This window comes from Avibacterium endocarditidis (assembly GCF_002921145.1).
GTDB lineage: Bacteria > Pseudomonadota > Gammaproteobacteria > Enterobacterales > Pasteurellaceae > Avibacterium > Avibacterium endocarditidis.
On record NZ_PQVI01000016.1, the window covers coordinates 14,780 to 35,328 of the forward strand.

Below are 20,549 nucleotides of genomic sequence, written 5' to 3' on the forward strand. Positions count from 1 at the left end.
TGAAATTTTTTAGGCTTTTTATAGAGTTTTTAAGTTTTTTTGTAACGTTTATTCATATCCGCATAACGTTTTACCGCACGACGGATTTGCCCAGTTTTGGCGCGTCTGCGTTGTTTGGTGACGTCTAATTTGCTTTGGGTTTCTGGTTCAAGCCCCACCAATTCACGCAGATAATTCACATTGGTAAGATCCATTTCTTCCCATCCACCGCGTGGTAAGGTTTTCATTAATTTGATATTGCCGTAACGAATGCGGATCAAACGGCTCACTTGAATGCCTTGCGATTCCCATAAGCGGCGAACTTCACGGTTACGCCCCTCCATTAGGGTAACGTCAAACCATTGGTTCATTCCTTGTCCGCCCATTGGCTTGATGGCTTTGAAATTGGCTGGCCCATCTTCTAACTGTACGCCTTTGCGTAAACGGGCGATCATTGCTTCGTCCACCTGACCAAAAACGCGCACGGAATATTCACGCTCCACTTCACGGCTTGGGTGCATTAAGCGGTTTGCTAATTCGCCGTCTGTGGTAAACAGCAATAAGCCAGAGGTGTTAATATCCAAGCGGCCTACCGCAATCCAACGTGATCCAGTTAAGCGCGGCAAACGATCAAACACGGTGGCGCGCCCTTCGGGATCGTGGCGGGTACAGAGTTCGCCTTCAGGTTTATAATACATCAACACGCGACACACTTCTTTTTGTGCTTGTTGTAAATTTACAACGTGCCCGTCAATGCGGATCTTTAAATTCGCATTCACCACAACGCGATCGCCCAGTGTTGCCATTTTGCCGTTTACGCTCACGCGGTTGGCGGCGATCATCGCTTCAATTTCACGGCGAGATCCTTGCCCTGCGCGCGCTAACACTTTTTGTAATTTTTCCCCTTCCACTTTATGAGTGGTAGAAAGTGCGGTCTTTTTTACCGCACTTTTTTCTTTGCTTTCTGCATTTGATGCGAAAGGCTTGTCTGTACGTTTTCTTTCCGTGTTATTTTTTTCAGCAAAACGCATTCCCTTGGCGGCATTGCGTTGTGAATAAGATGTTGTTTTCATATTTCCTCTTGTCGCTTTCCCAAGCGTCTAACAGTTTGAAAAGATTAAATAAATGGTGTGGTTGAACCGCTGCCCTCACGCAAAATTACAGGCGTGTTGTCGGTTAAATCCACCACGGTTGTTGGCTCTTGCCCTAAATAGCCACCGTTAATAATTAAATCCACTTGATGTTCTAAACGATCGCGAATTTCTTCTGGATCAGATTGCGTAATAAATTCTTCCCCCGGCAACATCAAAGAACAAGATAAAATCGGCTCGCCTAAGGCATTTAGTAAAGCGAGTGCAATTTGATTATCTGGCACGCGCAAGCCAATCGTTTTGCGTTTTGATGTCATCAAACGGCGTGGCACTTCTTTGGTGGCAAATAAAGGTGTAACGCCCCGGTGTGTTATTTTTAATCAGTCGATACGCCATATTGTTCACCGTGGCATAGGTTGAAAGTTCTGATAAATCGCTACACACAAGGGTGAAATTATGATTTTCTGGCAGTTGGCGAATTTGCACAATGCGATCCATTGCGTGCTTATCGCCGAGCATACAACCCAAGGCATAACCTGAATCCGTTGGGTAAACAATCACCCCACCTTGTTTCAAAATATCCACCGCTTGATTAATCAAACGCGGCTGCGGATTTTCTGGATGTATATAAAAAAATTGGCTCATAACCTTTATCCTGTCATCATTAACTTGGGCATTATACCGAAATTCCCCGTTGATTATAGGGTTAGGGGAAAATAAATTTACTTTTCGCTGTTGCCCCGATGCTATCCCTTTGTTACTATAACGCTAAAGATGACAGGAAGTTTTTAATGCGAATATTCAAGACAAAAGCATTTCACAAATTTGCTCTAAAGCACGCCATCAGCGATGCGTTGTTAGTTGAAGCCATCTTGCGGGTGGAACAAGGATTAATTGATGCCGATCTTGGCAGTAATATTATCAAACAACGCATAGCAAGAGCGGGACAAGGGAGAAGTGGTGGTTTTCGATCGTTTATTTTCTACCGAATTAATGAAAATCACTATTTTGTTGCAGGGATTAGCAAAAATACACAAGACAACATTTCAGCACAAGAATTAGTTGCCTTGAAAGCATTGCAAAAAGAATACGCTGAGTTAATGCCAGAACAAATTGAGGCGCAAATAAAAAATGGCGCCTTCATTGAAATATTATGGGAGAGAAAAAAATGAGTGAACTACTTGCAATGATCCACGAAAATGCTTCGGATCTATACGAGGCGGATTAATGGATAAAAAACAATGAAAAAATTTGATGAACTCTGTTTAACGCCTGTTTCACCTTTCACCCCTGAAGAAATCAAAGCCATTCGTGAAAAAGAACAGGTTTCTCAAACTGTTTTTGCCCATTATCTCAATGTGAGCAAAAATATGATTTCAGAATGGGAAAGAGGGGTGAAAAAACCCAGTGGTGCGGCACTTAAATTGTTGAATTTAGTACAACGCCGCGGTATTGAAATTCTCGCTTAACTTAAAAACGCTTTATCAAAAGATAAAGCGTTTTCTTTTTACGATAAAATTTACAAATTCTCCAACCCAAACTGATACAACGCATTTTTCTTATAGCCATAAAGCTCTGCGACAATCGCGGCGGCTTTTTTGAGCGGAAGTTCTTTGGCGATAAGTGCTAAGGCTTTGATGGCCTCGGGGGAAAAGCTTTCTTCTTCACTGTTTACATTGCCTTCTACAATCAGCACCATTTCGCCTTTGCTGCGGTTTGGATCTTCGCTCACCCACTGGCGTAATGCGCCGACTTCATCGCCGTGAATAGTTTCCCAAGTTTTGCTCAGCTCGCGTGCTAGCACCACATAACGATCAGCGCCGAATACCTTTTCCATATCCGCAAGGCAATCTAAAATGCGGTGGGTGGATTCATAGAAAATCAAAGTGCGGTCTTCTTTTGCGAGATTTTCCAATTTATCGCAACGGGCTTTCGATTTAGCGGGCAGAAAGCCTTCAAAACAAAAACGATCGGAAGCAATGCCTGAGGCGCAAAGCCCTGCTATTGCGGCACAAGCGCCCGGAATTGGTACGATTTTAATGCCAGCTTGGCGACATTTTCTCACCAGATGAAAGCCTGGATCGCTAATCAGTGGCGTACCTGCATCAGAAACTAAGGCGATCGTTGTGCCTTGCAATAGTTTTTCGCACAGAATATCGGCTTTTTGTGTTCATTATGATCGTGCAAGGCAAAAAAAGGCTTTTTAATGCCGTAATGACTCAGCAATAAGCCACTATGGCGCGTATCTTCTGCGGCAACTAAATCCACTTGTTCCAACACTTGTAATGCGCGTTGGCTGATGTCTTGCAAATTGCCAATGGGCGTTGCTACGATATATAAAATTCCAGTTAAATTGTCCATTTTTACTTCTTTTATTTGATTTTAATTATTGAGATAAGTAAGATCCCCGAGATTGTTTTCAACAACGGAGTAATTATGACTATTCTATTACAACGCATTAATTTAAAAAATCGATTAATGCCTTTTTTATTTGCATTGGTTTTGGCGGGCTGTACCAATTTGTTCGGTAACAGCTTTACAAATGTGCTGAAAAACGATGCAAATGCCAGTTCGGAATATTACATCAATCAAATTCAACGTACACAAAATCTTGAAGATCAACAAACTTACAAATTGCTTGCTGCGCGTGTGTTGGTGCGTGAGAATAAAATCCCGCAAGCGCAAGCAATGTTAGCAGAATTAAACGATCTTAATGAAGAACAGCTGCTTGATAAAGCTATCATTGAGGCCCATATCGCTGCTGTGAAAGGCAATAATAAAGCCGCCGACACACGTTTAAAAGCGATTGATCTTGCTTTATTAAGCCCTTCGCAAAAAGCACGTTACTATGAAGTGGTTGCGCGTGTGGCAAAAAATCGTAATCAAATTATGAATGCCGTAAAAGCGCGTATTCAAATTGATTCCCTATTAACCGACACACAAAGAAAACAAGAAAATAATGACCGCACTTGGGCCTTATTACGCAATGCAAACCGTGGTTTAATTAACAATACATCGGCGGAAGGCAGTGCTGCTTTAGGTGGCTGGTTAGCATTAACTAAAGCCTACAACGATAACTTAAATCACCCAGCTCAATTAAGCCAAGCCTTACAAAGCTGGAAAGCGGCTTATCCAAGACATAGCGCCAGTTATCTTTTCCCAACGGAATTACAAGGGCTATTTAACTTCCAACAAACGCAGTTAAACCAAGTTGCCCTACTTCTGCCATTAAGTGGTGATGCGCAGATCATTGGTAGCACCATTAAGCGTGGTTTTGATGATGCAAGAGGCGGTTCAGACATTCAAGTGAAAGTGTTTGATACCCTTGCTACGCCAGTGGAAAGCATCATTGAGCAAGCGAAACTTGAAGGCATTAGTACCGTTGTTGGTCCATTATTAAAGCAAAATGTGGATAAATTGACTAACCGCCCTGATTTATTACAAGGGCTAAATGTGCTTACCTTAAACTCAACAGCAAATTCTCGTGCCATTGGTCAGCTTTGCTATTACGGCTTAGCCCCTGAAGATGAAGCAGAATCTGCGGCAAATCGTATTTGGGATCAGGGTATTCAAAATCCATTTATTATTGTGCCGCAAAGCGATCTCGGTCGCCGCACCGCTTCTGCATTTAACACTCGCTGGCAACAGCTTTCAGGTACAGATGCCAATATCAAATTCTACAATAATGCTGATGACATCACTTACACACTACAATCAGGCTTAAACCAAAATATTCAAGCTTTATATATTGTGGCAACAAACAATCAGCTTAGTGATATTAAAATGGCGATTGATAACAGCAACATTAACTTGAAATTATTTGCAAGTTCACGCAGCAATTCATCAAATAATACGCCTGAATATCGCTTATTAATGAATGGGTTAGAATTTAGTGATATTCCATTCTTTAAAGATGTGGATTCTGCACAATACAAAAAAGTGGCAGGCTTTACCAATGGGGATTATTCCTTAATGCGTTTGTATGCAATGGGCGCAGATGCGTGGTTATTGATCAATCAATTCAATGAGTTACGCCAAGTTCCAGGCTTCAATATTAACGGCTTAACCGGTAAATTAAGCGCTGGCCCGAATTGTAATATCGAACGTGATATGACGTGGTATCAATACCAAAATGCGTCAGTGGTTGTATTAAGCAATTAATATGTTTAAATCCAAACGTCAGCAAGGGGCGAGCTTTGAGCAACAAGCTCGCCTTTTTTTGCAATCTAAAGGGCTAAAATTTATTGCCGCCAACCAGCATTTTAAATGTGGTGAACTGGATTTAATTATGCAAGATGGCGAAACCATTGTTTTTGTTGAAGTGCGGCAAAGAAAAAATGATTTTTTTGGCTCTGCCGTGGAAAGTGTAGATTGGCAAAAACAGCAAAAATGGCTAGATGCCGCCAATATGTGGCTGGCAAAACAAGATTGCAGCCTAGAAGATACTGATTGCCGTTTTGACTTAGTGGCATTTGGTAATACAATACAAGACTTACAGTGGATTCCTAATTTTCTTGATGAATAAGCCTGATAAATCACAATGTTAGATAAAATAAAAGATCTTTACAGCGAAAGCATACAAACCCAGATTTCTGCTTCGAGCTTATTGCCTAATGCCATTTTTCAAGCGGTGCAAAACATTGTCGCTTGCCTATTGCGTGGCAATAAAATTATCGTCTGTGGGCAAGGGCGCTCTTATGCCAATGCGCAATTTCTGGTGGCGAATTTGCTCAATCGCTATGAGCTAGAAAGACCGAGCTTTCCTTCCGTGTTATTAAGTTTGGATAACGCCATTGGATCAGCGATTATTGCCGATCGCCCCAAGCAACAATTCTACCAACGCCAATTCAATGCGGTGGCACAACAAGGGGATCTGTTGATAGTGTTCTCCCCTTTTGGTAATGAAGAAATGGTGCTAAATACAATTAATTCTGCACTAAATAAAGAAATTAGTGTCATAGCATTAACGGGAGCAAATAACGATCATATTCAAGGCTTTCTCACCGAACAGGATTTGGAAATCACCGCCCCCACGGTAAAAGAAAGCCGTATTTTGGAGCATCACCTATTTATTATTAATACGATTTGTGAGTTAATTGATCATTCTCTTTTTTCTCATTCATAGATCTCAACCCTTTATAGATAATCAAAAGGAGTACAACTAATGAAAACAAGGAATTTAAAAAAAATAAGCCCTTATTCTCGGCACTACATTTGTTCTACAAGGCTGTGTTAGCGCCACAGTGGCAGGCATTGTTGGGGCAACAGCTGTTGCAACCAAAGTTGCCACCGATCCAAGAACAGTAGGAACACAGGTTGATGACGAAACCCTTGAAGAAAAAAAAGTTTTACACGCCATTAATAAAGATCAACAACTGGATAGCGAAGCTCGCATCAATGTGGTTTCATATAGCGGAAGAATTTTACTTATTGGGCAAGTACCAAATGAAAGTTTAAAAGAAATTGCTACAGGGCTTGCTAAAGGCATCGATAACGTTTCCGAAGTTTATAACGAACTGCGTGTAGGCTCACCAATCTCCCTTGGACAAATCAGCAAAGACAGCTGGATCACCACCCAAATCAAATCCAAACTCTTCGTCAATTCAGGCGTGAAATCCACAGATGTAAAAGTGATCACCGAAAATGGCGAAGTATTCCTAATGGGCAACCTCACCCAACAACAAGCCGATGCTGCCACTGAAGTTGCAAGAAATGTTTCGGGCGTAGTAAAAGTGGTGAAAGTGTTTAAATACTTGAATTAATCTAATAATAAGTGCGGTGCTTTTTTTGTAATATTTTCTTAAAATAAAAATACACACCGCACTTTATTTTTATACTTTTGCTCAAACCTTAAAACAAGCCACTAAATGCTGTTCATTTCCTTCCAAGCGTGGTTTGCTGAGTGTACATTCAGTGTCTGCAATGGGACAACGAGTACGGAACACGCAGCCTGAAGGCGGATTGATTGGCGAAGGGAGATCTCCTTCTAATAGCTGAATTTTTTTGCTTCGCTCTAAATCAGGATCGGGAATTGGCACGGCTGACATTAAGGCTTTGGTGTAAGGGTGTTTGGTTTCGTGATACACCTTATCATAAGTACCAAGCTCTACTGCATTGCCCAAATACATCACCAATACGCGATCGGAAATGTGTTTAACCACAGCAAGATCATGTGCGATAAAAATCAGCGATAAGCCCATTTCTTTTGTAAGGATTTTAACAAATTCACTACTTGCGCTTGAATGGATACGTCCAACGCTGAAACGGGTTCATCGCAAATAATTAATTTTGGCTCAATAATCAAGGCGCGTGCAATGCCAATCCGCTGGCATTGTCCACCTGAAAATTCGTGCGGATAGCGGTTGATCAAATTTGGCAATAAGCCCACTTTTAGCATCATTGCTTGCACGCGATCTTTGACTTCTTGCGCCGATAAATGGGGAAAATAAATTTTCAGTGGTTCAGCAATAATATTTCCAATGGTCATTCGCGGATTGAGTGATGCCAAGGGATCTTGGAAAATCATCTGAATATCTTTACGCGTATCGTGCCACTGCTTTTCAGATTGCTGGCTGAGATCTTTACCTAGCCATAAAATATTGCCGCCTGCGGCTTTCACTAAGCCAATAATCGAACGAGCAAGGGTAGATTTTCCGCAACCAGACTCCCCTACCACGCCCAAGGTTTCCCCTTCATACAATTTAAAGGAAACGTGGTTTACTGCGTGCAAGGTTTGTTTTTTCTTAAATAAAAAGCCTTCGTTGCTTTGTACTTTGAAATGTACGCTCAGATCTTCAACTTCTAATAATAATTTTTTCATCTTAATTCCCCCTTACCAGCTGGCTTGGCTCAATAAAACAAGCACGCAAGCGGTTTGGCGCAAATTGTTCCAATGGCGGACTGTTTTGGCATTGTTCCGTTGCAAATTGGCAACGTGGGCTAAATGGACAGCCCGTTGGCAAATGCAATAAATTAGGTGGATTGCCGGGAATGGTTAAGAGTTTATCTTCTTCAGAATCCAAACGTGGCACGGCGTTGATCAAACCAATGGAATAAGGGTGAGTTGGCTGATAGAAAATATCTTTCGCTGAGCCATATTCCATCGTTCTTCCCGCATACATCACCAGCACCTGATCGCAGCTCCCAGCCACCACGCCAAGATCGTGCGTAATCATAATAATTGCTGTATTAAACTCGTGTTTTAACTCATTTAACAGCGTCATTATCTGTGCTTGTACAGTTACATCTAAGGCGGTGGTTGGTTCATCAGCAATTAATAATTTTGGACGACATAATAATGCCATTGCAATCATCACACGCTGACGCATTCCGCCAGAAAATTCGTGCGGATACATTGCCATTCGCTTGCGTGCTTCTGGCATTTTCACCGCATCAAGCATTTTTACGGATTCTTCAAAGGCTTGTTTGCGATCAAAACCTTTATGCAACATTAATACTTCCATTAACTGTTCGCCAATTTTCATATAAGGATTGAGCGAAGTCATTGGATCTTGGAAAATCATCGCAATTTGCTCCGCTCTTAGGCGGTTTAATTGTGATGGCGATAAGCCTAAAATCTCTTCACCATTAAAACGGGCTGAGCCTGAAGTGCGTCCGTTATCAGCTAATAGTCCCATCAAAGCAAACGCGGTTTGCGATTTTCCTGAACCTGATTCACCAACAATGCCTAAGGTTTCACCAGCATTAAGGCTAAAGGTTAAGTTGTTTACTGCAGTAACCTCGCCGTCTGGCGTTTTAAAGGTTACTCTTAAATCTTGAACATCAAGGAGAGGGTGTTTTTCGTTTTTCATTTTCTCACCTTATCGATCTTTCGGATCAAGCGCATCACGCAAGCCATCACCAATAAAATTAAAACAAAATAGGGTTACCACAAGGAACAATGCGGGGAAAATAAGTAACCAAGGCGCGGCTTCCATTGAGTTTGCCCCATCATTTAGTAATGCGCCCCAACTACTAAGCGGTTCTTGTGTACCTAATCCTAAGAAACTTAAAAAAGATTCAAACAAGATCATTCCCGGCACGAGCAAGGAGGCATAAACCACCACAACACCTAATACGTTCGGCACAATATGTCTCCAAACAATTTGACTTGGTGAAACACCACATACAATGGCTGCTTCGATAAATTCTTTCCGTTTAAGGCTTAGGGTTTGCCCACGCACGATACGCGCCATATCCAGCCAAGACACCATGCCAATTGCCACGAAAATAAGCAAAATATTTTGCCCAAAAAATGTAACCAATAGGATCACAAAGAACATAAACGGGAAAGAATATAAGATCTCTAAAATACGCATTAAAATCGCATCGGTTTTGCCGCCCACATAGCCTGCGGTTGCGCCATAAAGCGTGCCAACTAAAACGGCGATAAACGCCCCTGCGATCCCAACTAATAAGGAAATACGTCCACCAATGGCAAGCCGAACCAGAAGATCTCGCCCTAAGCCGTCTGTGCCTAAATAGTGCATTGATTCAAAATCTGGCGGTGAAGACATCATTGCCCAATCGGTATCATCATAGCTAAAGGGCATCAACATTGGTGCAAAGGTTACAAAAAGCAAAATGAGAAATAACACGAAAAGGCTCACCACCGCCGCTTTATTGCGGAAAAAACGGCGTCTGGCATCTTGCCATAAACTGCGCCCTTCGACTTTGTCTAATTGCTCCCCCAATTTTTCCATTAGTGCTTGATTTTCTTTTGTTTTTTATCATTGTCTGCACTCCATTAATAACGAATTTTCGGGTCAATCACGGCATAAAGAATATCTACAATGGCATTGAACACAATGGTTAATGTGCCAACCAAAATAGTTAAACTTAGCACTAAGGAATAATCACGATTTAGCGCACCATTCACGAAAAGCTGCCCAATTCCTGGTAACACGAAAATACTTTCAATCACCATAGAGCCGGTAATAATTCCCACAAAAGCAGGCCCCATATAAGAAATGACAGGCAACAGTGCTGGGCGTAACGCGTGTTTCAAAATAATTCGCGACATTGGCAGCCCTTTTGCTTTCGCCGTGCGAATAAAATTAGAATGCAAGACTTCGATCATTGAGCTACGCATAATCCGCGCAATACTAGCAATATAAGAAAGGGAAAGGGCAATCATTGGTAAAATCATATTGGTCAGCTGCCCGCCTTCCCAACCGCCTGATGGCAGCCATTTTAAGGTAATAGAAAAAATCAGCACCAACAACGGGGCGACCACAAAACTGGGGACAACAATTCCCGTCATCGCAAAGGTCATTATCAAATAATCTAGCCACTTATTTTGTTTCAACGCGGCGATAACGCCTGCGGAAATCCCACATACTAAGGCAATCAAAAAGGCTGAAAACCCTAATTTTAACGATACAGGGAAAGATTGCGCGACAAGCTGGTTTACGCTGTAATCTTTATATTTGAACGAAGGCCCGAAATCACCGTGCGCCAAATCTTTCAAGTAAATGCCATATTGCACCATTAATGGTTCATTCAAATGGTATTTTGCTTCAATATTGGCGATGACTTCTGGTGGGTAATTTTTTTCACTGGAAAATGGACTCCCCGGGGCAAGTCGCATCATAAAAAAAGAAACGGTGATTAAAATAAATAAGGTTGGGATCGCCTCTAAAATACGGCGAAAAATTAATTTAAGCATAAAATTATTCCCACAAAAAATTTAGAAAAAACACCCGCACTTTTCTTAAAATGCCAAAAGTGCGGGTAAAAAAGATTAATGTTTAATGATATAAACGTCTTTTAAATAATAGTTTTGTGCTGGGTGCGCATAAGCAAAGCCTTTCACCCAAGGTTTAATTAAACGCGGTTGAACATAGTGATAAACTGGCACCATTGCGGTATCCGCATCTAACAATCCTTCTGCTTTGGCATACACTTCTGCACGCTCATCATCGCTTTGCGCTTTGAATGAAGAATCAATCAAGGCATCATAAGCTGGATTTTTATAGAATGCAGTGTTGTTCGCACTATTGGATAAATAATAGTTCAAGAATGTGCTGGCTTCATTATAATCCGCACACCAACCTGCACGCGCCACATCAAAGTTGCCTTGATGACGCGTATCTAAGTAGGTTTTCCACTCTTGATTCTCCAAGGTGATATTCACCACGCCTTGTAAATTTTTCTTCCAAATGGACTGCGCGGCACTCGCCAATTTTTTGTGGTTATCAGAGGTGTTATATAACAATTTGAAATTTAACGGGTGAGATTTATCAAAGCCCGCTTCTTTCAACAATTTAAGCGCTTCTTGATTACGCTGATCTTGCGTCCAATTTGCCCACTCAGGGTTAGTCATTTTCTCAGCCCCATTGATAAATGGCGGGGTGAAAATATAAGCGGGTTTTTGCCCTTGTTGTAACACTTTATTTGTTAAAATTTCACGTTCTAAGGCCAAAGATAAGGCTCTACGCACTTTTGGATTATCAAACGGTGCTTTTGCCGTATTGATTTCGTAAAGATAAGTACAAAGTTGCGGCGCGTGATAAAGCTCATCGCCTAATTCTTTTTTCACTTTGCCATATAATTCAATTGGAATTTCTTTCCCTGTAATATCTTCATCGCCTGCACGATAACGCGCCACATCTGTTGATGAAGATTCGATAGGCAATAACACTACTTTATCCAACACGGTGCGCGCGTTGTCCCAATAATTCGGATTGCGCTCTAACACGGCTTTTTCGTTTACAACTGCAGATTTCAGCACAAATGCCCCGTTACCTACGAGATTACCTGGTTTCGTCCAGTTATCACCAAATTGCTCTACCACTTTTTTATTTACTGGCGCTAACACATAATGCTCAACCAATTTATCAACATAAGGCACAGATTCGGTTAAATGTAACACTAACGTATGATCGTCTTTGGCTTCAACACCGAGATCAGTAACAGGAAGTTTGCCTGCGGTAACTTGATCCGCATTTTTCAATTTCACAAATTCTAAGAAGCTTGCATAAGGTGCTGCCGTTTTCGGATCGGCTAAACGCTGCCACGCATAAACGAAATCACCTGCCACAACAGGATCACCATTTGACCATTTAGCATCAGGGCGAAGGTGGAATGTCCAGGTTTTGGAATCTGGGCTATGTTCCCAAGAGGTCGCCGCCCCGGGAATAATATGCCCTTTCGGATCAGAAGTCACTAAGGTTTCAAACAACTGACGCGCATAATAACTTTCTACATCGCCTTCCATTTTTTGTGGATCAAGGGTGGCAGGGTTAGAACTAATATTCCAAGTTAATTCTTGCTTGTCAGCCAACTGTGTCCCAGCGGGTACCTCAGCCGCCATTGCCGACCCCACAGAAAGGGATAACCCTAAAACGGCAGATAAAAGTGTTTTTTTGAATGACGTGTGCATCTTTTCCTCCTAGATTGTTTTTATAAAATGGCTTTTATTAATAAAGGAATTTTCCAAGGTTGTAAATAAGAAATTGCGAAATCATCAGGAATTTTCTCTCTCTTTCCTAATCGCAACAGTTGATTTACAAAAAATAGACAAAAAAGCACCGCACTTTTGTTTTAATTGGGCTGAATAATGTCACTAATAGTGCATAAAAAAGCTGACTTCATACTGAAATCAGCTTTATCGGTTAAATTACAAAAGGATTAATATCCCATCGCTGCGCCATCTGGATTACGCGGATCTGAAGCGCCATAAAATCCGCCTTCGGTTACTTGAACAACTTGTTCACGTCCCATTGTCGCTTTTGTCACGACATCGTAACCTTTTTGTTTAAGCAGCTCGATGGTGTCTGGGCTAATGCCTTCTTCAATGCGTAGCTGATCAGGTTGCCATTGGTGATGAACACGCGGAACAGTAATCGCTTCAGCAGGATTCATTCCATAATCAATCACATTTGTAATACTTTGTAATACAGTTGTAATAATTCTCGCCCCACCCGGTGTGCCTGTAACTAACCAAGGCTTACCCTCTTTTAATAGAATAGTTGGCGTCATTGAAGATAATGGACGTTTTCCTGCTTGGATCGCGTTTGCATCGCCACCAATCAAACCAAATGCGTTAGGTACGCCAGGTTTTGCAGAAAAATCGTCCATTTCATTATTTAATAAAATACCTGTTCCTTCCGCCACAATACCTGAGCCAAAATTGAGATTGAGCGTATAAGTTACAGCTACCGCATTTCCATCTTTATCCATAATTGAATAGTGGGTTGTTTGATCACTTTCATAAGGGATTGGATTGCCTTCTTTAATCTCTGTTGCTGGCGTTGATTTTTCTGGATTAATTTTTTTCACTAACTCATCGGCATAAGCCTTTGACGTAATTCCCGCGACAGGCACTTTAACAAAATCGGGATCTCCGAGATAAGTCGCACGATCCGCATAAGCCAATTTCATCGCTTCGGCATAGTGATGAATGGATTTGGCACTATTAAAACCAAATTCTTTCATTGGATAATGCGATAAAATATTCAGCAACTGAACCAAATGTACCCCACCAGAACTTGGCGGTGGCATTGTTACCACTTTATAACCACGATATTCTCCCACGATTGGCTTACGAATTACTGCTTTATAATTTTTCAGATCATCAAGGCTAATTAAACCGCCGTGCTTTTCCATTTCTTGCACGATTTTTTGTGCAATTTCACCTTCATAAAAAGCAGATTTTCCTTCTTTGGCAATAAGACGTAACGAATTGGCTAAATCTTGCTGAACTAAATTATCACCAAAGGTAAGTGGCTGATCTTGATTAAAAAAGATTGCTTTCGTGCTTTGCCACTTGGCTAAATTCTCTTTTTCAATTTCTAAAGTTGCTGCTAAAGTTGGACTAATCGCAAAACCTTGCTCGGCTAATTTAATTGCTGGCGCAATCACTTGCTCACGAGATAAGGATCCCCATTTTTCTAATGCTAGCAGTAAACCCGCAACCGTTCCTGGTACACCCACAGCGGAATGAGTAAACAACGATTTCCCATCAACCAGATCACCTTTTTCATCTAAATACATATCTCGGTGTGCTTTTTGTGGTGCCATTTCTCTGAAATCGATGGTTATATTTTCACCGCTTTTGGCATCATGCAACACCATAAAACCGCCGCCACCTATATTACCGGCATTTGGTAGTACTACAGCTAAAGCAAATCCCACTGCAACCGCCGCATCAATGGCATTTCCCCCCTGACGTAAAATATCCAAACCAACTTGCGTTGCTAAATGTTGCTCTGTTGCTACCATTCCATTTTTTGCATATACAGGGTGGAAAATGTCCTTACTCTGATCATAGCGTTGAGCCGCTAAGATAGACTGTTGGGTTGCTTCTGTGGAATATGCTGGCAAAGAAACCATAGATAAAGAAAAAGGAATCGCTAACAATGTAGCGAGAAGAGATTTACGAAAATGCATAATGTGTTACCTTCCTGATAGTTATAATTTATAAAGATAGCTAGATTAATGAACAACCTTCTGTTCACCAATCCCAATCAAAAAACCAAGCAAACTCTCATCATATAGAAAAATTTCACTCTATTTTTTGATTGCATCTATTTTTTAACAAAAGATAACAATCCATCAATCATTTAATGATTATATTTAAGATATCAAAATTACATAAAAGCACCGCACTTTTGTTTTTACACATAAGAGTACACATAGAACAGACTGAGTATAAAACAAAGAGCGGTGCTTTTCGCTTAATTTTTTATTTAGGTTTAGGAGAGTTTTTCTAACTTTGCTAACGCGGCAATGAGCCATTTGATGCCTTCGCCTTGGAAAGCAATTTGTAGGCGAGTGTTGTTGTCTTCGCCCTCCACGTTAATAATTGTGCCATTACCGAATTTGGCGTGTTTGACTTTTTGCCCCATTCGCCATTCACTAGCATTGCCCGATTTATGCGTATTGAGCGATCCCACGGCTGCGCGGTTATAGGCGCGGGTAACGGTGCCGCGTAAACGCACTTCTTGAATGCAATCTTCTGGCAGTTCCTCAATAAACCGTGAAGGCAAATGGCGCTCTTCTTTACCATATAAACGGCGGCTTTCTGCATAGCTAATGGTGAGTTTTCGTTTGGCTCGAGTGATCCCAACATAAGCCAGACGGCGTTCTTCTTCTAAACGCCCCGGTTCTTCAAAGGAACGGAAACTCGGGAATATTCCCTCTTCTACGCCCACCATAAAAACACGGGCAAATTCTAGCCCTTTGGCAGAATGCAAGGTCATCATTTGCACGCTGGATTGATGTGGTGAAGCCTGCTCTTCCCCTGCTTCTAAAGAGGCGTGAGTGAGAAATGCCATTAAGTCTGTCATTTCTTCGGCGTCTTCAGGCTTGATAAATTCTCGGGTGGCGCTGACTAATTCTTCCAAGTTTTCGATCCGCACTTCGCCTTTCTCGCCTTTTTCTTGCTTATACATTTCATATAAGCCTGAATGTTTGATGACAAAATCCGTTTGCGCGAACAAAGGCATTTCCGCCGTTTCTTGCTGTAAGGAATTAATTAATTCTGTAAAGCGCAACAAGGCAGTGGCAGCACGTCCTGCCAGCATATTTTCCTGAATGGCAACTTGAATGGCTTGCCATAAGGTGATTTGCCGCTCACGCGTTAATTGGCGCAGAACATCTAAGGTGCGATCGCCAATACCACGCGCAGGCGTGTTAATAACACGTTCAAAGGCGGCATCATCAAAGCGATTGGCGATTAAACGCAAATAGGCTAAGGCATCTTTAATTTCTTGTCGTTCAAAGAAGCGTAATCCACCATAAATGCGATAAGGAATTTGCGCACGAATCAAGGCTTCTTCTATCACGCGCGATTGGCTATTGCTACGGTATAAAATGGCGCAATCATCTAGTTTTCCACCATCATCAAGCCAGATTTTGATTTGGTTTGCCACAAACTGCGCTTCGTCAATTTCATTGAATGCGGCATAAATTCCCACAGGATCGCCCTGTTCACCCTCTGTCCATAAATCTTTACCAAGACGGTTGCTGTTATTGGCGATCAAATGGTTTGCGCTATTGAGAATATTGGCCGTAGAGCGATAATTTTGCTCAAGGCGAATGGTTTGTGCATTGTGAAAATCTTCTAAGAAACGGTGAATGTTTTCTACTTGTGCGCCACGCCAGCCATAAATAGACTGATCGTCATCACCCACGATCATTATTTTGCCCGTTTCACCTACTAATAATTTGATCCACGCATATTGAATTTTGTTGGTATCCTGAAACTCGTCAACTAAAATTTGCGAAAAGCGTTGTTGATAACGTTGCAAAATCAACGGTTTTTTCAGCCATAATTCATAGGCACGAAGCAATAATTCGGAAAAATCCAACAAGCCTGCGCGATCGCAAGCATCTTGATAAATTTGATAAATTTTGATCCAAGTGCGTTCTTGCATATCCCCTTGATCATCGATTTGATGTGGACGCAAACCTTCTTCTTTTTGGTGGTTGATATACCAGCAGGCTTGCTTTGGTGGATAGGCTTTTTCATCAATATTGTGCAGTTTAATCAAGCGTTTAACTAAGCGTTGTTGATCATCACTGTCTAAAATTTGAAAATCCTGTGGTAGCCCTGCATCGGCATAATGGGCGCGTAGCAAGCGGTGAGCAATGCTGTGAAATGTGCCGATCCACATTCCCATTACACGCTGTGATGAATATTTCGCCAGAGTTTCTTCAATTCGATGGCGCATTTCTGCTGCGGCTTTATTGGTAAAGGTTACCGCCATTATGCTTCCTTCAGAAATTTGCTCAACAGCAATCAACCAAGCAATGCGAAAAGTCAGCACTCGCGTTTTACCGCTACCCGCGCCCGCTAGCACTAATAATTGCCTAAGGGCGCAGCCACTGCCTCGCGTTGTTTATCATTTAATCCATCAAGTAATTCAGAATATCCATCACATCACCACTGTTTTTTTATACAGTTTAAATTATAGGGGGATTTTGTCAAAAGGCAAGAAGTGCGGTGAAATTTTTATTTCACCGCACTTTAATTAAGGCAATAAATAGAGATAAACGGTGATCTCTTCCCTATCGTGATACAAATGTTTTGCTTTGAGCTTGAATTTAAGTCCTTGTTTATCCAAGGCTTGTTCGATCATTGCTAAACATTCTTTGACTTCCGCATAACGCTTTTTCATCGGCAATTTTAAGTTGAAAATACTGGCGTGACACCAGCCATTGATCAACCATTTTGTGATGAGTTGTGCGATGCGACTAGGCTGTTCCACCATATCACACACTAGCCAATCAATGCGGCGGCGTTTCGGGGGCTGAAATTTAAAACCGTCTTCCGCGCAATGTTCGATCCGCCCTGTTTCGTGCAGACTGGCAGCCATTTTTCCGGATCCACGGCATAAACAATAAACCACGTTTTACCAGTTGATATGTCCAGCCCCCCAGGGCAAGCACCAAGATCGACCGCATATTGGTTTTCGTTCAGATATTGGCTTTCTTTTGTTTCGGAATAAAGGTTAAGATGGCTTCTTCTAATTTCAGGGTTGAACGGCTTGGCGCGTCTGCGGGGAATTTAAGCCGTTGAATGCCCATAAAATAAGGGGAATGGTTGTGGTTGTAGGAATATCCAACATAGCACGCGGTGGATTGCAGAAAAAAACGTGTAACGTTACCGCACTTTTGTGGCTATCTTTACCCTGTAGAAAACCTTCTTTTTTCAATGCGTTACGCAGTGGCACAGTAAATTTACGGCAAAATCCCGAAAGCTCTTTGGCTTCGTTGGTATCGGCGGTTTCCACAAATAATTCAGTGCTATTTTTGAGCTTTTTCGCCAATTCACTTTGACGATATTGCGATAAAATGGGGCTAATACGATCTTCAGGGGAAAGATCTTGCAATAAATCAGACACCACGATCATTTGGCGAGCAAAAATCAGTTGATCAAAAGGCAATTCTTGTGCAAGACGATCCGCTTCGCCTGCTTGATAACATTCAAAAATCACATAGCCTGAATTCGGCTCAACACGGGCAAAACCAAACACGCCGCGCTCACTGGCTTTATCGGTGATTTCCGCGGCTAACTCTTTTTCAAAACCAATACGGCAATATAAGGCAAGTTTATTCATTATTATTTCTTATTTCTTTAATTATCCATTGGCGGAATGCCAAAATTTGTTCATCATTGGCTTTATCTAATTGATTTACCACATAAAAAGATTTTGGATCTTTTAGCTGGGTTGGGAGCACCACTTGTAAATTCCCTTTATCAATTTCCTGTTGAGCCAGCAATCGATTAGCAAGCACAATACCTTGTCCGTGTACAGCCGCTTGTAATGCCATAAAAGTATGGCTAAAAATTGGCCCGTGCTGAATCTCTAGCCCTTTGAGGTGCAAATAATTCGCCATATTCTGCCAGTTATCACGGGTATGAATATGAATCAGCGTATGTTTTTTAAGATCTTCTGCAGAATGTACAGGTTGTTTAGCCAAAAGTTTTGGTGAAGCCAGTAAAAGCAAATTCTCTTCGGCTAACTTTTCTACTTGCAGATTTTCCCACGCACCACGTCCATAGTAAATAGCAATATCAATTTCGCGATTTAATAAGCCTTCATCTTGATCTACACCCGTTAAACGCACTTCAATATCAGGGTGAAGATCATTAAATCCGCTTAAACGTGGCACAAGCCATTGAATACCAAAGGTTTGTGGTACGCTGATGGCAATATGTTTTTCATTTTTCTGCAGCATTAATTTTTGCGTAACTTCGGACAAACGGCGCAAAATCTCGGTAACTTCTTTAAAATAAATCTGCCCTAACTCAGTTAACACTAACGCACGGTGCTGACGCTTAAATAATTCAATGCCTAAAAAATCTTCTAATAATTTAATTTGATGACTCACTGCGGCTTGGGTAACAAAGAGTTCATCAGCAGCTTTTGTGAAACTTAAATGACGTGCCGCACATTCAAAAGCTTTCAGTGAATTCAAGGGAGGCAAACGTTTATACATAAAATCTTCTCAAATGAAAAATTATCAGTTATACTAACTCACTGATTTATCTATTAGTTTTTTTATGCAAGGGATAAAAAATATCCTTTGTTCTCGCCCACGCATCTCACTACAATACATACATACTTAATGATTGGTAATTCCTTATTGGTTAAGAGTTTCGACTTAAGTATGATGTTGTGTTTGCATAGTTCGGGCAACCGAACGGAGTAACTGGTTAGTTACTCATTTCACTTCCTGTATATTTTTTAACCCATTTAGGTTAGACACCGCTCATTTGAGCGGTGTTTTTTATGTGCCAGATCCTACCACAATTTCACTTTGCACCGAAATAGATTTCCTTGTAGCTAGCAAAGAATAAATCACATTTTTTCCTAATAAAAATAAATTCAAAAATAACCGCACTTTTATTGTTGCAAGTTTTTGATAATGGTGTAGATTAAAACCATTCTGTTGTAACAACATCATTATTAAGGAAATAAAATGACAATCAAAAATCTCGACTGGCAAAATCTTGGTTTTGGTTATATCAAAACTGATTATCGCTACATTGCATATTGGAAAGATGGCAAATGGTCTAAAGGTGAGCTCACCCAAGATAATGTTTTACACATTAGCGAGGCTTCTAGCTCATTACATTATGGGCAACAATGTTTTGAAGGCTTAAAAGCCTACCGTTGTAAAGATGGCTCAATCAACTTATTCCGTCCTGAGCAAAATGCTGAGCGCTTGCAAAAAAGCTGCCAACGTTTGTTAATGCCTGAAGTCCCGACAGAAATGTTCATTGATGCTTGTAAACAATTAGTTAAAGCAAATCAAGATTGGCTTGCGCCTTATGGCACTGGCGCAACGCTTTATTTACGCCCGTTTGTGATTGGCGTGGGAGATAACTTAGGCTTAAGCCCTGCTACAGAATATATTTTCTCTATTTTCTGTAGCCCAGTAGGTGCCTACTTCAAAGGTGGAATGAAACCAACTAACTTTATCGTATCCGAATACGATCGTGCCGCACCGCACGGCACAGGAGCGGCTAAAGTGGGTGGAAACTATGCGGCTAGCCTTTATCCAGGAAAGCTCGCCAAACAACGTAACTTTAGCGATTGTATTTATCTTGATCCAACCACACACACAAAAATTGAAGAAGTGGGTGCGGCAAACTTCTTTGGTATCACGAAAGACAACAAATTTGTTACGCCACTTTCTCCGTCAATTCTGCCAAGTATTACAAAATATTCTTTGCTCTATTTAGCTAAAGAACGCCTTGGTTTAGAAGCCATTGAGGGCGATATTTATATTAATGAGCTGGATCAATTCAAAGAAGCGGGCGCGTGCGGAACAGCTGCCGTAATTACCCCAATCGGTGGTATTCAGTATGGCGATAATTTCCACGTTTTCTATTCTGAAACGGAAGTAGGCGAAATAACCCAAAAACTTTATAACGAGCTTACAGGCATTCAATTCGGTGATATTGAAGCACCTGAAGGTTGGATTGTAAAAGTGGAATAATTTCCCAAATTCAATCAAGACATA

15 protein-coding genes and 5 pseudogenes are annotated in these 20,549 nt (G+C 41.3%); 7 read left to right on the plus strand and 13 right to left on the minus strand.

From position 1 onward, the window contains the following. Positions 1-29: 29 nt before the first annotated feature. Both rluB and C3Z13_RS01875 read right to left on the minus strand, forming a co-directional pair. A complete protein-coding gene (rluB, locus tag C3Z13_RS01870) occupies positions 30-1,010 on the minus strand; it encodes a 23S rRNA pseudouridine(2605) synthase RluB (protein ID WP_342750330.1) in 981 nt (326 codons plus the stop codon). Positions 1,011-1,096: 86 nt separating this feature from the next. Continuing rightward, positions 1,097-1,646 (minus strand): annotated as a pseudogene (locus C3Z13_RS01875) (L-threonylcarbamoyladenylate synthase). Positions 1,647-1,813: 167 nt separating this feature from the next. On the opposite strand from C3Z13_RS01875, the gene C3Z13_RS01880 reads away from it, so the two are divergent. Both C3Z13_RS01880 and C3Z13_RS01885 read left to right on the plus strand, forming a co-directional pair. After that, complete coding sequence (locus tag C3Z13_RS01880) at positions 1,814-2,242, plus strand: type II toxin-antitoxin system RelE/ParE family toxin (RefSeq protein ID WP_245872497.1); 429 nt, start codon at positions 1,814-1,816, stop codon at positions 2,240-2,242. Between the two features lie 69 nt (positions 2,243-2,311). Then, positions 2,312-2,539 (plus strand): helix-turn-helix domain-containing protein, encoded by a 228-nt coding sequence (locus tag C3Z13_RS01885; RefSeq protein WP_207763683.1) that lies wholly within the window; start codon positions 2,312-2,314, stop codon positions 2,537-2,539. A gap of 50 nt (positions 2,540-2,589) precedes the next feature. Here C3Z13_RS01885 and rsmI read toward each other — a convergent pair. Then, positions 2,590-3,431 (minus strand): annotated as a pseudogene (gene rsmI / locus C3Z13_RS01890) (16S rRNA (cytidine(1402)-2'-O)-methyltransferase). 75 nt (positions 3,432-3,506) lie between these two features. Between rsmI and C3Z13_RS01895 the strand changes: the two are divergent. The 4 genes from C3Z13_RS01895 to dolP all read left to right on the plus strand — a co-directional run bounded on the left by C3Z13_RS01895 (position 3,507) and on the right by dolP (position 6,832). Further along, complete coding sequence (locus C3Z13_RS01895) at positions 3,507-5,231, plus strand: penicillin-binding protein activator (RefSeq protein WP_103854828.1); 1,725 nt, start codon at positions 3,507-3,509, stop codon at positions 5,229-5,231. 1 nt (position 5,232) lies between these two features. Continuing rightward, positions 5,233-5,595 carry a YraN family protein gene (locus tag C3Z13_RS01900; protein ID WP_103852552.1) on the plus strand — a complete coding sequence of 121 codons (363 nt, stop codon included), beginning with the start codon at positions 5,233-5,235 and terminating at the stop codon, positions 5,593-5,595. Positions 5,596-5,610: 15 nt separating this feature from the next. After that, positions 5,611-6,195, plus strand: coding sequence for a D-sedoheptulose-7-phosphate isomerase (locus tag C3Z13_RS01905; protein WP_103854829.1), 585 nt, complete (start codon positions 5,611-5,613; stop codon positions 6,193-6,195). 73 nt (positions 6,196-6,268) lie between these two features. Beyond that, a complete protein-coding gene (gene dolP, locus C3Z13_RS01910; RefSeq protein WP_103854830.1) occupies positions 6,269-6,832 on the plus strand; it encodes a division/outer membrane stress-associated lipid-binding lipoprotein in 564 nt (187 codons plus the stop codon). Between the two features lie 81 nt (positions 6,833-6,913). On the opposite strand, the pseudogene oppF reads toward dolP, so the two are convergent. From oppF to C3Z13_RS01955, 10 genes and pseudogenes are all read right to left on the minus strand, one after another. Beyond that, positions 6,914-7,890, minus strand: a pseudogene (oppF, locus tag C3Z13_RS01915) (murein tripeptide/oligopeptide ABC transporter ATP binding protein OppF). Between the two features lies 1 nt (position 7,891). Continuing rightward, entirely contained in the window at positions 7,892-8,881 is a 990-nt protein-coding gene (oppD, locus tag C3Z13_RS01920) for an ABC transporter ATP-binding protein (RefSeq protein ID WP_103854831.1), read from the minus strand. A gap of 9 nt (positions 8,882-8,890) precedes the next feature. Further along, positions 8,891-9,787, minus strand: a pseudogene (oppC, locus tag C3Z13_RS01925) (oligopeptide ABC transporter permease OppC); the annotation flags it as partial. 29 nt (positions 9,788-9,816) lie between these two features. After that, positions 9,817-10,737: an oligopeptide ABC transporter permease OppB gene (gene oppB, locus C3Z13_RS01930; protein ID WP_103852558.1), complete on the minus strand. Its 921-nt coding sequence runs from the start codon at positions 10,735-10,737 to the stop codon at positions 9,817-9,819. 75 nt (positions 10,738-10,812) lie between these two features. Next, positions 10,813-12,453, minus strand: a complete 1,641-nt coding sequence (locus C3Z13_RS01935) for an ABC transporter substrate-binding protein (protein WP_103854833.1) — start codon at positions 12,451-12,453, stop codon at positions 10,813-10,815. A gap of 248 nt (positions 12,454-12,701) precedes the next feature. Further along, entirely contained in the window at positions 12,702-14,465 is a 1,764-nt protein-coding gene (ggt, locus tag C3Z13_RS01940) for a gamma-glutamyltransferase (RefSeq protein WP_415777289.1), read from the minus strand. 302 nt (positions 14,466-14,767) lie between these two features. After that, positions 14,768-16,902, minus strand: a pseudogene (uvrD, locus tag C3Z13_RS01945) (DNA helicase II). A 145-nt stretch (positions 16,903-17,047) separates the two neighbouring features. Next, positions 17,048-17,392, minus strand: a complete 345-nt coding sequence (rlmM, locus tag C3Z13_RS12790) for a 23S rRNA (cytidine(2498)-2'-O)-methyltransferase RlmM (protein ID WP_342750328.1) — start codon at positions 17,390-17,392, stop codon at positions 17,048-17,050. A 156-nt stretch (positions 17,393-17,548) separates the two neighbouring features. After that, entirely contained in the window at positions 17,549-18,136 is a 588-nt protein-coding gene (gene rlmM, locus C3Z13_RS12795) for a 23S rRNA (cytidine(2498)-2'-O)-methyltransferase RlmM (RefSeq protein WP_342750329.1), read from the minus strand. Then, a complete protein-coding gene (locus C3Z13_RS01955) occupies positions 18,129-19,019 on the minus strand; it encodes a transcriptional regulator GcvA (RefSeq protein ID WP_103854835.1) in 891 nt (296 codons plus the stop codon). Before C3Z13_RS01955 ends, rlmM (C3Z13_RS12795) begins: the two co-directional genes overlap by 8 nt. A gap of 483 nt (positions 19,020-19,502) precedes the next feature. Here C3Z13_RS01955 and C3Z13_RS01960 point away from each other — a divergent pair, with 483 nt between their 5' ends. Next, positions 19,503-20,525, plus strand: coding sequence for a branched-chain amino acid aminotransferase (locus C3Z13_RS01960; protein ID WP_103854836.1), 1,023 nt, complete (start codon positions 19,503-19,505; stop codon positions 20,523-20,525). The last annotated feature ends 24 nt before the right edge of the window (positions 20,526-20,549 follow it).